Source organism: Nostoc sp. 'Peltigera membranacea cyanobiont' 232 (assembly GCF_002245985.1).
GTDB lineage: Bacteria > Cyanobacteriota > Cyanobacteriia > Cyanobacteriales > Nostocaceae > Nostoc.
Genome location: NZ_NOLK01000097.1, coordinates 1 through 12,421 on the forward strand (window position 1 = coordinate 1; position 12,421 = coordinate 12,421).

The 12,421-nt window shown below is 42.0% G+C and carries 13 protein-coding genes and 1 pseudogene; 7 read left to right on the top strand and 7 right to left on the bottom strand.

Going from position 1 to position 12,421, the window contains the following annotated elements:
• The 4 genes and pseudogenes from CDG79_RS42800 to CDG79_RS26295 all read right to left on the bottom strand — a co-directional run.
• Nucleotides 1-579, bottom strand: a pseudogene (locus CDG79_RS42800) (hypothetical protein); the annotation flags it as partial.
• Nucleotides 580-728: 149 nt separating this feature from the next.
• Nucleotides 729-1,136, bottom strand: coding sequence for a helix-turn-helix domain-containing protein (locus CDG79_RS26285; RefSeq protein ID WP_094344755.1), 408 nt, complete (start codon nucleotides 1,134-1,136; stop codon nucleotides 729-731).
• Between the two features lie 117 nt (nucleotides 1,137-1,253).
• The gene (locus CDG79_RS26290; protein WP_094344756.1) at nucleotides 1,254-1,853 is read right to left on the bottom strand and encodes an alpha-ketoglutarate-dependent dioxygenase AlkB family protein; all 600 of its coding nucleotides are present in this window, start codon (nucleotides 1,851-1,853) and stop codon (nucleotides 1,254-1,256) included.
• Entirely contained in the window at nucleotides 1,850-2,401 is a 552-nt protein-coding gene (locus tag CDG79_RS26295) for a hypothetical protein (RefSeq protein WP_223278334.1), read from the bottom strand. Before CDG79_RS26295 ends, CDG79_RS26290 begins: the two co-directional genes overlap by 4 nt.
• A gap of 206 nt (nucleotides 2,402-2,607) precedes the next feature.
• Between CDG79_RS26295 and CDG79_RS44035 the strand changes: the two genes are divergently transcribed.
• The 3 genes from CDG79_RS44035 to CDG79_RS26315 all read left to right on the top strand — a co-directional run bounded on the left by CDG79_RS44035 (nucleotide 2,608) and on the right by CDG79_RS26315 (nucleotide 4,039).
• Nucleotides 2,608-3,198: a hypothetical protein gene (locus tag CDG79_RS44035; protein WP_223278335.1), complete on the top strand. Its 591-nt coding sequence runs from the start codon at nucleotides 2,608-2,610 to the stop codon at nucleotides 3,196-3,198.
• A 153-nt stretch (nucleotides 3,199-3,351) separates the two neighbouring features.
• A complete protein-coding gene (locus CDG79_RS26310; protein WP_223278336.1) occupies nucleotides 3,352-3,702 on the top strand; it encodes a DUF5674 family protein in 351 nt (116 codons plus the stop codon).
• The gene (locus tag CDG79_RS26315; protein WP_189525142.1) at nucleotides 3,683-4,039 is read left to right on the top strand and encodes a hypothetical protein; all 357 of its coding nucleotides are present in this window, start codon (nucleotides 3,683-3,685) and stop codon (nucleotides 4,037-4,039) included. The genes CDG79_RS26310 and CDG79_RS26315 overlap by 20 nt, the downstream gene beginning before the upstream one ends.
• Before the next feature lie 216 nt (nucleotides 4,040-4,255).
• Here the strand turns inward: CDG79_RS26315 and CDG79_RS26320 are convergent, their stop codons facing one another.
• Nucleotides 4,256-4,876: a glutathione S-transferase family protein gene (locus CDG79_RS26320; protein ID WP_094344759.1), complete on the bottom strand. Its 621-nt coding sequence runs from the start codon at nucleotides 4,874-4,876 to the stop codon at nucleotides 4,256-4,258.
• A 246-nt stretch (nucleotides 4,877-5,122) separates the two neighbouring features.
• Here CDG79_RS26320 and CDG79_RS26325 point away from each other — a divergent pair, with 246 nt between their 5' ends.
• The 4 genes from CDG79_RS26325 (at nucleotide 5,123) to CDG79_RS26340 (ending at nucleotide 10,630) form a co-directional block, all read left to right on the top strand.
• Nucleotides 5,123-5,524: an aminoacyl-tRNA deacylase gene (locus tag CDG79_RS26325; protein WP_223278337.1), complete on the top strand. Its 402-nt coding sequence runs from the start codon at nucleotides 5,123-5,125 to the stop codon at nucleotides 5,522-5,524.
• Between the two features lie 234 nt (nucleotides 5,525-5,758).
• Complete coding sequence (locus CDG79_RS26330) at nucleotides 5,759-6,928, top strand: sigma-70 family RNA polymerase sigma factor (protein WP_317616609.1); 1,170 nt, start codon at nucleotides 5,759-5,761, stop codon at nucleotides 6,926-6,928.
• A gap of 19 nt (nucleotides 6,929-6,947) precedes the next feature.
• Nucleotides 6,948-8,129, top strand: a complete 1,182-nt coding sequence (locus tag CDG79_RS26335; RefSeq protein WP_094344761.1) for a DUF1822 family protein — start codon at nucleotides 6,948-6,950, stop codon at nucleotides 8,127-8,129.
• Nucleotides 8,130-8,167: 38 nt separating this feature from the next.
• Nucleotides 8,168-10,630, top strand: a complete 2,463-nt coding sequence (locus CDG79_RS26340) for a CHASE2 domain-containing protein (protein WP_223278338.1) — start codon at nucleotides 8,168-8,170, stop codon at nucleotides 10,628-10,630.
• 39 nt (nucleotides 10,631-10,669) lie between these two features.
• Here CDG79_RS26340 and CDG79_RS26345 read toward each other — a convergent pair whose 3' ends face one another.
• A complete protein-coding gene (locus tag CDG79_RS26345) occupies nucleotides 10,670-11,791 on the bottom strand; it encodes a nitric oxide synthase oxygenase (RefSeq protein WP_094344762.1) in 1,122 nt (373 codons plus the stop codon).
• 17 nt (nucleotides 11,792-11,808) lie between these two features.
• A complete protein-coding gene (locus CDG79_RS26350) occupies nucleotides 11,809-12,354 on the bottom strand; it encodes a GAF domain-containing protein (protein WP_094344763.1) in 546 nt (181 codons plus the stop codon).
• Nucleotides 12,355-12,421: the final 67 nt, after the last annotated feature.

The following is a 12,421-nucleotide window of genomic DNA, read 5'->3' on the forward strand; positions in this document are numbered from 1 at the left end:
CTCACAAGGCCGTTCCAGAACGCCCAGGTCGTAGTGAACCACGAGTTCGTAAACGTCGCCCGAAAGCATACCCCTTAATGACGAAACCTCGGCACGAATTACGAAAGCAGTTGCAAACTGCTTAACCGTGTTTCGGCTTTTCTTAGTGCCATTCGGTACAAAATCATCAGCAAAAGCAGTCGGGTCTGTGATCCACGCATCAATCAGGTCTTTCACGTTCTGGGCGGATTTGTACGGGTCATCAATCATCTGTTTTTTCTTCGATTGTTCGATTTTCTCGAACGACCCCGCCGGAATAATTGACCTACAAGAGGGGTTATCGGTTTGTTGTAAAGACTCGGAATTTTTTGACAAGGAAGCGGCTAATTGTGGGGTTGATTTTTCTAAGCTTGGTTTTTCTGGAGTTGGTTTTTCAAGGTTTAGTTGTTCAGTTTCACACACACACGATTCTTGGGTGGGAAATGCGTTTTGAGTTGGGGGTGCTGCATTAAGTGTAAATTCCTTAGATGGGATTACCTTATTGGGATATACTTCGTCTACCAAATCAGGTACCACTACTCCTACCAGATTTGGTACCACTACCCCTACCAAATCAGGAACCACACCCCTACCAGATTTGGTACTACTACCCCCTCCTGATTTGGTAAGCTAATCGGCATTTAAATTGCATAATCAGGGCGCTCATGTTGCCTACCCCACAAGATATTGAGCAAATTTGAATATGCAAGTTAGATGTGTTTTAGCTTACCACTGCCATTATTGCCAGGGGTGTTACCATTCTGTGACAAGTTTTGATTAACACTATTTGTCGTGAATTCTTGCCTAATCGCTGGTAAAGATTGCGAGTCAAGCCACTCACTTGGTTGAGTAAGTTCGTAAATGGATGTTCTACCTTTGCGTTCTTGTACAACTTTTATTAATCTGGCAGCAACTAAAACCCGCAATGATTTTCGGACAGTTTTTTCATTCATCAAGCAGCTTCGAGCCATGTTAGGGATAGATTCAAAACAGCTGTTTTTACCAGCACGTCTGACGATGTGAGAATATAAGCGATATTCCATTGGCTCCAGCCCGTACTCATCAAAGTAAGATGGAACAACGGGTAAAAAGTCTTTGCGTTCACAAGTTGTATTCATACGTTTTACCTCCATTTCATGCCTAAACTTAGTTATTCAACATCAGCATCAGAAAAAGAAAACTATTCGCCAATTAAGCGTTGATACTGGTATTGTTCATACAATTTATGAATTGGCTCATCTCTTACCCCCAACATGCGGTCGAAAAGTTAGATTAATCCGTGTGCTAACGACCTTATTGGTCTTCGGAACTTGATGCAGATGAGTACTCTGACAACCTGGAAGCATCACCAGCAGACTCCCATGCTCCAACCAAAAGTCAGTAGGTTTGCCCCCGATGGGCTTAATTTGGAATTTACGAACCGAACCCAGGCTGATGGATGCGATTGCAGGGTTTAGCCCCATCGAAGATTCATTGTCGTTGTGCCAGCCGATAGAATGCTGTCCACTTTTATACTGATTGCCGATGACAATGCGGAAGCTGTAGCCAGTAGCAGCAGTAATCCTATCTCGCAGTTGGGCTAGCGATAAAGTCCAAGGCAGTGGTTTAAGTAGTACACTCTTGGAGTAGAGGTAATCACAGCCTTCATCGCCATAAATGCACTCTAGCCGAGGTACAGGAATTGTTTTACCCAGCATACGTATTTGATTATGTTGCCATTGCAGTTGTTGACAATGTTGGTAGAGTGCGTCAGCTTCAGTAAGAGTGAGAAACTCTGGATAATAGTTGACTGGTAAAACTATGGTAGGTTCATCAAAAAGTGACATCTGTTTCATAATTCTCCTTTGGCGATTGCTCGAACGATTTCAATAGCCCGTTCTTGTGAAATAGCCTGTTCTGGATTTTTGTAAAACCCAATAATTTCTGATTTGGGACGAATAATAATTTGTTGCCCTGTTGCGCGTTTGTCCCATACAAAGCACGAGATGGTAACGTTATCGGTAGCCCAACGACTACCCCGCTTATCCTTGCGAAAACAGAAGCGCGGCATGATTAGAACAAGTGACGGGGGGTGTTGTTGCAAGAAATCCGCCCGATCATCACAGGGTTCGAGAAAGGTGGTTAGAAGGAATGCAGCTACACCGATACGTGCTTTCTGGTAGGCATTTTTTATGATTGGCGCAGCAAATTCCGCGTATGGTGGATTAGTGCAGATCCAATCGCACTCTGGAAACTTAGCCCATGAATCGGATAGCGTTGCATCCATTTGGTAATCAGCTGGTTTATGTGGATCAATATCGTTCGTCCACATTTGCTTGGTGTAGGGCCACACATTCAACAAAGATGCGATCGCCCCATGTCCGACACATGGCTCACCAATCACACCAGATAACGGAACATGACGCAGTAGTTCAGTTGTGAACCATGAGGGAGACTCGTAAAAGTTTACCCGGATTTCTCACCACATCTCTCAAAGCCTGTGCTTGTGCAGGGGAGCAGAGGAGCAGAGGAGAGTTCAAATACCAAGTTCTTTCCCCTCTGCCCCTCTGCCCCTCTGCTCCTCTGCCCCTTCCCTCAAGCTTGTGAGAAATGCGGGTTTATCGCTCCACGCATAAAACCTTTGAAGAATATTGCCGCGATCGCTTTGGGCATAGTCGTCGGCAATCTTATCTTTTAATGGATGCGGCGGTTGTTTTCGATAATTTGATGGAAAAATGTGATCCAATGGATCACATTTTGCCAACTAACGAACGTCAAGTCAGACCAATGACAAAGCTTGAACCCCACCAACAGCAGGAAGTGTGGGTAAAAGCAGTGGAGCAGTCAGGGGGTAAAGTGCCACCAGCTAGAATCGTTAAAAACGTAGTGCAGCAAATAATGGAACGCACCCAAGTACCCAACACCTACCAGCTAGGAGAAGTGTGTCAAATACTAGCTAAAGACAACTCCGAATTGAGAGGTAAAGGTGGCTGCTGGGGCATCGTAAACCATGTGGGCGAATTCAGTTGTACTGTCAAAACCTGGGATGGGGAATATACGGTTGGATTGCAGCACCTCAAATCTTACAATTACCTGCCGAGTGTGAGCAGATGCGGGAGATATGCGATCGCATTAATCGGGTGTATTCGAGTGGGCTGGAGGAGTCGGTGCAGAGGTTTCTGGAGTCGTTGGGGAAGCTGAATCGGGCTTATTTGACGGTGTTGGAAGAAAAAGTGTTGAGTCTTCTGGAGTTGGAAATTAGACCATAATGCTGCAAGTGATTAATTTTGGTATTCAAGGGATTCTACAAAGTAGAATTTTGACTTGTGCATTTATACAGGTAGGGGTGAGATTTTGGTACTGATTATTAGGGAAAGAGCAACTCTCGAACAAGTGGAGTTAATGCTGCAAACTTTGCGAGTTTACATTAAAGTGGCAATAGATATAGAAAGAGGGATTTTAGCTGGAGGAGGAGAGAAACACGCTTTCTGTGAAGCAGCATTGCTCGAAGACGGTAGTAAACAGCGAGATATCTGGGGTGCGGATTGGACTCCCTTTAACCGATCAATCGCCTATGAATCGATTATCAACATACGTCCAAGCCAAAATAATCGCTCAATGGTAATTCAAGACCCAGCTATTCGAGAACGTGTTAAAAAAATAACTCAGGAGTTAATTGGTGGATATGAACCAGAATTTAGATGAAAAACAAGCACGGTTTCAAGGCGAAAATACATCACATCGCTTAGGGCATATAGCTTCTAATTTAGCTAGGCTGAGAACATTTTGTGACACTGCTTACCCTGAAGCGGTCAAAAGTGTTGCAGATGAAACTATGTGTTTTATTGAATGGACGGCAGCAGAAATTGAACCTGAATATGCTGAAGAACTGGTTAATATTCAAGTTCAACTGGCAGGATGGAGATTAACTTTTGATAGTATTTGGTCTGATGATAGCCAACGCAGAAATATGTCCGAGCAAGCTAGTGCTTGGTCAGAACAAGTATTAGATATGTCAGGGTTGTTGTCCGAATCTATCTAAAAGTTTAATCATTGCCGTATTCTAGATTTTGTAAAAAATATGAGCAATCACTTATAGTTTCTGGACAAATAATTCATTTTGTTAATCTGGAACGACTTGTGAGCTTAACTTCCCCATCAAAATTATTCAAATTATTTTTGCAAGGCTCCTAAGTAGGGCTTGCTTGAATAACTAACCAATCCTAATCTTGCTTTCTTATTACTATTTCAGCAAGCCCTAAGTAGGGGTCTTTTTTGGAATAGTTGACTTGACTGATTCCCGCTCGTGTAATCTATTAAACCAGTCTCTCAAATAAGGATACTGAAGAAGCCAGTCTTCATTTAAGCGAAAGCTGTAGTAACCGAGGGAACATAACGCTGCCACATCTGCTGCTGTCCATGTTTCACCCTCTAACAAATATTTAGTTGAACGCAGTTGTCCATCAAAGATTGGTAAAAGGCGATTAATTAATGTTTCATATTTTTTTCGATAATAAGCAGGAGCTAGATCACCCATAAAATCTAGTACCCATAAACCGATAATATTGTCGCCTAAAGTATCTGCTAGTTGTTCCCATTTACGGCACTCAAGCCGGATGTGAGGAGCGCTTGGGTAAAAGCTAGGCTGTGGATAAGTTTCGTCTAGATACTCCGCAATCAATGTAGAGTCCCAAATTACCCTGCCATCTTGATCTACAAACACAGGGACTTGACCAATAGGAGAAATTTCAAGGAATTCAGGGGGTTTATTGGCTAAATTAATTTCTTTGAATTCACAATCCAAATTTTTCTCTATTAACAATATTCGGATTTTCCGAGAAAAATTTGATTGCTGATGATAATATAACGTTCTATTCATAGATTTATTTTTACTCAAAAATTGGGTCTAATAATAAACTGCATTCAAAAATAGTACCCCATGATTGCAAGGAAGGAAGGAATCTCATGGACTCTCACTAAAACCGTTTTATCTTAATCTCTTAGGCATGGTAAACCATTGAATTACAACACCTAAAGTCTTGCAATTATCTACTTGCCGAATGTCAGTAGATGTAGTCTTTAGTCGCGTTAGTGGACTGGTAATTGAAGATTGGGAGTAAGAGCAATGAAAACTAATGCTGCTCGACTATTGGATAAACTAGGTATTTCCTACCAAATCCTGAGCTATGAAGTTAACCCTGACGATCTGGCTGCTCTTAGTACAGCCGAGAAAGTGGGACTTCCCCCAGAGCAAGTTTTTAAAACTCTAGTAGTCAGAGGTGACACAACAGGTATCTGTTTTGCTGTTGTACCGGGAAATGCTCAGTTAGACTTGAAAGCTTTGGCGCGGATTTCAGGAAACCGGAAAGTTGAGACAGTTGCTCTCAAGGAAGTTCAGCCACTAACAGGATACATTCGTGGCGGTGTGACAGCTTTAGCTAGCAAAAAAGGCTATCCCGTTTACCTTGATGAAACTGCAACTCTATTTGAGCAGATCACTGTTTCTGGTGGAATGTCCAGAAATTGAGTGGGGTTATCAGTCGCTACCCTATGTAGAATATCATCTTATCGTTAGGTGATAAGTAGGTATGCGTGGATATTTATCCTTGAGACAAGGCAGCTATGCCAAAGGTAAGAGACTTTTAGGCGTTTTAGTTTTATTTACATAGTTATTTTTATTTGTACCCACCTACTTATTTGCTTCAGTTCTGTCAGTTTATATTTTTAATTGCTTATGCGTCCTCGCCAAGAAATTACGGACATGTTCTCAACATTCGTGCAGTTGGAAAGAGGCAGATTCAGCAAATGGTTGACTGATGCCAAACTGTATAGAAATATGCAAAATCACTTAGAGCATTCATCATCAGCACTTAAATCAGAAAACTTTTGGGGGCTTTACTGGTATAAGCAATGGCGTTCTGGGTTTAATAACCTTGCCAGAATGCATTTGTTAGCTTATTTACAAGAACCATGTTATTGGGTTGCTTCAAAAACAGTTGCTAAATTTACTCTCAGCCAATACCTGTTCGCTGATTACTTCCAAATGGCGATCGCAGAAGTCGAAACAATTCTTAAAGACTTCAACCCCGAAAAATCTTCTAGCTTAAAAGCCTACGCCATCATGGCAATACCCAGTCGGCTGAAAGATATTTTACGTCAACGCAGGGAAGCTGATATTTGTACCAATTGGGCATTGTTACGCAAAGTGAGCAAAAAGCTGCTTAGTGAAGCTCTTAGTGAAGCTGGATTATCACAAAGCGCAGTTGCTCAATATCGTTTAGCTTGGACTTGTTTCAAAGAACTGTACACCCAAAACCAACCAGGAGGTACCAGTCAGTTACCAGAACCGAATCGCCAACTTTGGGAAGCTATTGCCAACCTCTACAACCACCAACGCCAAAGCCAAATTACTCAACCTACTGAGCAACGCAATGCACAGACAATTGAACAGTGGTTAACGCAAACAGCTCTCTACGTGCGTGCTTATCTATTTCCACCTGTGAAATCTCTAAATGCTTTCAAGCAAAATGATGACACGACAATAACATTTGATTTGCCAGACCCATCCTCTGACTCACCAATGGCTGATATGATAGCCGAAGAAGATGTCCAAAATCGACAAAACCAAATATCTCAGATGTCTGGTGTATTGTTAAAAGCTTTACAGAGCCTAGATGTACAATCCCAAGAAGTACTTAAGCTTTACTACGAACAGGGACTGACTCAGCAGCAGATCGTGCAACAGTTGCAGATGAGTCAGCCTACAGTGTCTCGCAAACTAGTTAAAGGTAGAGAATCAATACTTGCAGCACTGATTAAGTGGAGCCAGGATTTGAATATTTCTGTTAATTCCAACCAAATTAAAGATATGAGTCTTGCTTTGGAAGAATGGTTGAGAAACCAGCATGGTGAGTACAACATAAATCCTTAGTTTTCACAAGGTAGTAAAAATGACTTGCGCGTTTGCAGATCCCAGAGAGTGGTTGTTAGAAATATCACCAACTATTCAGGCGCAATCCTGGCAGCAAAGCCAGGTTTATGCCACGTCTAGTAGTCGCTGGTGCGCTTACATAAATCAAATTTGTCTCCATGCTTTCTTGGATTGGATCTCAACTGAGGATTTTCCCCAAGCCAGTGTTTGGTACAGTTTCCCTGGTATCCCAGCTTTTTGGGAATTTGTCAATGGCACAGCAATTTTGCTAGAGGGGAGGCGAATCGTGTTGATCCCCAGTGAAGCAATTGATGATAGCGAGTTAGAAGTCTCTCAGGAATGGGTGGACATTCCTAGTTGGGCAGCAGACTACTATTTAGCAGTGCAAGTCAAACCGGATGGCGAGTGGATACGAATTTGGGGTTACACAACCCATAAAGAACTAAAATCTTTGGCTCACTATGACTCAGTGGATAGGACTTATTGTATAGATGCACGGCATTTAACAAAAGACCTCACTGCTTTCTCTTTGAGTTACCAATTTTGTAAAGGAGAAGAGATGAAAGCGGCTGTAGCTCTATTACCACAATTATCCACCGAGCAAGCAGAAAATCTTGTGCAACGGTTAGGCAATGCCTCTTTTCGTTTCTCTAGATTGGCAGTACCATTTATAACTTGGGGAGCGCTACTAGAGAATGAGCAGTGGCGGCAGCGCTTGTACCAACAACGGCAGCAACCACAATCATCGCAACTGCGAGTGAATCTGAGTCGTTGGCTAGAAGGTATATACGATAATGCTTGGGAAGCAACAGAAACATTTTTGCTTTTCAATTTCAACAGTATAGCTTTTAATTTCAGGAGTAGCTCAAGGTCAGGTGTTGGTAGTATCAAACGAGCCAAGCTGATTGATTTGGGAATGGAAATAGAGTCTCAAAAAGTGGTGCTATTAGTTGCCTTCATACCAGAGGATAGCCAACAAGTTAGTATTCGCGTGCAACTACATCCTGCTAATGGAGAATATCTACCTGTTAATATCAAGTTAGCTTTGCTTTTAGAGTCAGAAGAAATCATTCAGGAAGTGCAAGCAAGAGAACAAGATAACTACATACAATTGAAACGCTTTGATGGAGAAGTAGGAGAATGTTTTAGTATCCAAGTTACTTTTGATAGTCACCAGATAACAGAAAATTTCGTTATTTAGTCATTGGTCATTAGATAAGGACAAACAACAAAGGACAAATGACAAACAATAAACAACAAATGAGTAAGCTAGTCATCTTCAGCTTGTTAGGAGGAGACTTAAATCAAGGATTTCCTGTTGTCACGGCTCAACTTTGGCACAATAACCAATTATTTAAAATAATAGGAAGTCTGCCAGCAATACCAGAACTTTCCGAACTCTACAGAAGATGGAAGTTACTCTACGAAGCTATCCATCAACGGTTGGGCAACAATCAACGTATAAAAGTGCATTCACAAGATATTACCAATATTTCTGTGAATGATTTCGATGAAGTATGTCGTCAGTTACAAACACATATCAATGCTTGGTTAAAATCTGAATCCTTCCAAAATATTGAACGACAGTTAAGAACTTTACTCAGTCGAGATGATGAAATTAGAGTTATTTTTGAAACAAATATAGCTTTACTGCATCGATTACCTTGGCATCTATGGGATTTTTTTGAGGATTACCCGAAAGCAGAATTAGCTTTGAGCAATCATGAATATGCATCTCCTCAAGTAGTGCGAAAATCTACCACAGTTCGAGTTAATATTTTAGCAATTCTCGGTAACAGTTTTGGTATTGATATTGATAAAGACCGTTCTTGGTTGCAAGATTTAACAGATACTCAAACTACGTTTCTTGTTGAACCTACACGAAAAGAACTTGATGAGCAATTGTGGAATCAGAATTGGGATATTCTATTTTTTGCCGGACATAGCGCTAGTATTGCAGATGGGGAAATAGGGGAAATTTATATCAATCAGACAGAGAGTTTAACAATTTCTCAATTTAAAAATGCACTTAAGACAGCAATTACACGCGGTTTAAAACTCGCAATTTTCAACTCCTGTGATGGCATTGCTTTGGCACGAAATTTAGCTGATTTGAACATTCCCCAAATGATTGTGATGCGGGAAGGGGTGTCAGATTTAGTCGCACAGGAATTTTTGAAAAACTTTCTTGTCGCTTTTACAGGAAATAAGCCATTTTATCTGGCTGTGCGAGAAGCGCGGGAAAGACTTCAGGGGTTGGAGAATAACTTCCCTTGTGCTAGTTGGTTGCCAGTGATTTGCCAAAATCCTACAACTGTTCCTACAACTTGGCAAGAACTGCGCGGTGGTTTGGGTGACACCGAGATTCGCAACGAAGTTTCGACTCAAAGCACAATTGCAACTCGAAAGCGCAGACTTTGGACTGTACTGCTGAGTACTGCTATTGTGACTCTTTCAACGATAGGTTTGAGATACTTGGGGGTTTTTGAGAAAGCTGAACTGCAAACTTTTGACCAAATGCTACTCTTGCGACCAAAGGAAGATTTAGATCCAAGATTGCTCGTTGTTGAAGTTACTGAAAAAGATATTCAATCCCGACAAGAGACGACCACAGGAGTGAAATCTATTTCGGATAGTACGTTAGCTCAATTACTCAACAAATTACAAAAGTATCAACCGCGAGTCATTGGACTGGATATTTATAGAGATTTTGCTGACCCCCCAAATGAATTAAAGCCGATACAACTCTCCACTGAACTGAGCAAAGAAAATGTGGTAGTTGTGTGTAAAGGCAGAGATCGTAAACATGACCCCCAAGGTGTTAAACCACCTCTTGAAGTCCCTGTAGAACGTCAGGGTTTTACTGATGCAATTCAAGATCCAGATGGTATCGTCCGTCGCCAAATTATGATGATGGCACAAGAGCCTTCGTCTGTTTGTACAACGCCTTACTCACTCTCGTTACAATTAGCTGCTCGTTATTTATCTTACGAAAATATTCAACCTAATTTAAATGAAGATTATATACAATTTGGTTATAAAGTATTTAAACGCTTAAAGCCTGGTCGGAGTGGTGGCTATCAACAAAGAGTTGATTTAGGCGGATTTCAAATACTTGTTAATTACCGTAATGCAGATTACCAAAGAGTTTCTTTGGCAGATGTATTGAGTGACAAAGTTAACTATACTTTTTTCAAAAATAAGGTTGTTCTCATAGGAGTTACAGCTAACACTATCAGCGATACTTGGTCAACTCCCTACTCTGCTGCACAGCAACCTTACCAGGAAATACCAGGTATATTTGTACAAGCGCAAATGGTCAGCCAAATTTTGAGTGCAGTTTTAGACGAACGTCCAATTCTTGGGGTTTTGCCTTTTTGGTGCGATATTCTCTGGATATGGGGATGGTCGAGTGTGTCTGGTTTGATTGTTTGGCGCGTGCGTCATTCGCTACTTAATAAGGGATGCGCTATATTTGCGATGGTTATCATTTTATATGGAGCTTGTGCGATCGCTCTTTGGGCAGTTCCTTTTGGGAGCATCATCCTTTTAAAACAAGGGGTATGGTTGCCATTTATTCCCTCAGCCTTTGCTGTACTTGCAAGTGGTGTTGTTGTGTTGTTTGTTCAACGCAGTCAGAAATTTCCTACATTCTCTGAAGTGAGTGTGCAAAATCCGCCAAAACTTGATGAAACAAGGTAGTATTTACTTTTTATAGTTGCAATCCCTAAACCTAATGAGTCAACCAGATAACAAGGAGTAACTTGTTTGTTGAGGGAAAAAGTTTGGTTTCAAGCAAACATTCTCCATCTCTGTATGAAACACTTCGGTGGCAGAAGCAGAGATAGGCGGAACAATTCTGCCCCAATCAGCAGGAACCATCCGACCAGCCTGTGCTTCTCGTTCCATGTGTTGAATAAACTGAGATGAAGCCGTATGGTGATCGACAATCGACACACCTCGCTGCGCGAAGGAATGAAGCACCGCAGTATTTAGTGCCACCAACGCCCGATCTTTCCACAAAGAAAGTTTAGAGCGAGTATTCAACCCCATTTTTTCGGCAATGATCGGCAATAGGTTGTAACGCTGCACATCTCCTAAATTGCGGGCACCAATTTCTGTACACATATACCAGCCACTAAAGGGTGCTGTTGGGTAGGAAATGCCACCAATTTCTAAACGCCAGTCTGAGACGGCTGGTAAGGCGTGCCACTTCAAACCTAAATCAGCAAACCAAGGGTAGTCAGGATGGCTAAGGAACACTTCCAAAATTGCTTTTGATGGAATCTCAAACCATTGGGGAGGCCGATCTGGCATCTGAATAATCAGAGGTAATACATCAAATGGAGTTCCTTTACCTTTCCAACCAAAATGTTGACAAATCTCGGTGAATTCGCAGTGTTCTGGATCGCCAACAACTGAGCCATCTGCTTGACGATATCCAGCGTAGCGAATCAGTTGTGGGTTCCAAATACGCATACCCTTCTTACCTGGTTGTTGAGGTGCAAAAATACTAATATAGGGGCGGATACTGCCATTATTGGTTGCTAACTCAATGTGTTCAACGAGGGCGGCAAAAATCTCCTCGGCTGTCGTCAGATGGCGCAAGTCGCGGACATTTAGGGACTGCCAGAAGATTCTCCCAATGCAATTTGTGCTGTTTCGCCAAGCAACTTTGGCTCCGTAGGCAAGTTCTGCTGAAGTTTGCCAGTAAGTTTGCGATCGCCTATATTCTTTATAGACCTCTGTTAGTCGTGCTTCGAGGTGTGATTCTGGTCGATCGTGTTCTCGATAAAACAGTCGGAGGTAGTCGGTTGCCTCTAGCAGCATTGGTAAGGCTTCTAAGTAACTCAAATCGTGCATAGTGACTAATGCCTCCTTTAGAAACAGTTTTTCAAGGCAACCTGTGCGGCTGCTGCCATAACTAGTTCGATGACTTGTGGATCTTGCTCACAGATTTCCGACCGAAAAAAGACAAGCACTGCTATCACTTGAGCCTTCGCGAGAATCGGTACTCCCAATCCAGTTTTGATACCGAACGCCTTGGCAATGTAATGTCGCAAAAAGTAATTTTCTGAGTGAGCCGAAACATCTAAAATCCATTCGGGTTGCTGTGATGACCAAACTCGCCCTGGTAAGCCAACACCAGGAGACAAGATAAACGCTTCGCTACAGAACCGGAATTTCTGCAAGTCAGACACTTGCTCGATGCTTCTTGCTGGGTTGACGTACCAAGCTGGACTAAGTTCTAGAATTGTGCCATCCTGTTCAGGAATCCAAACTTCTCCATAATCCCAGTTGATGCTTTCACAGACAATACGAAGTGTGGCAGTAAGCACAGCATTAAGCTCTGTTGTTTTACTGATTGACTGATTCAGTGTTTGCAACAGTTGAATTTTTGCCTCGGCTTGTTTTGAGTTGAGCATAATCTTGACAAGTTCGAGAAATGTTGGACTTAGCTACTGAATCAACGCAGGTGGATAACCAGTTGAA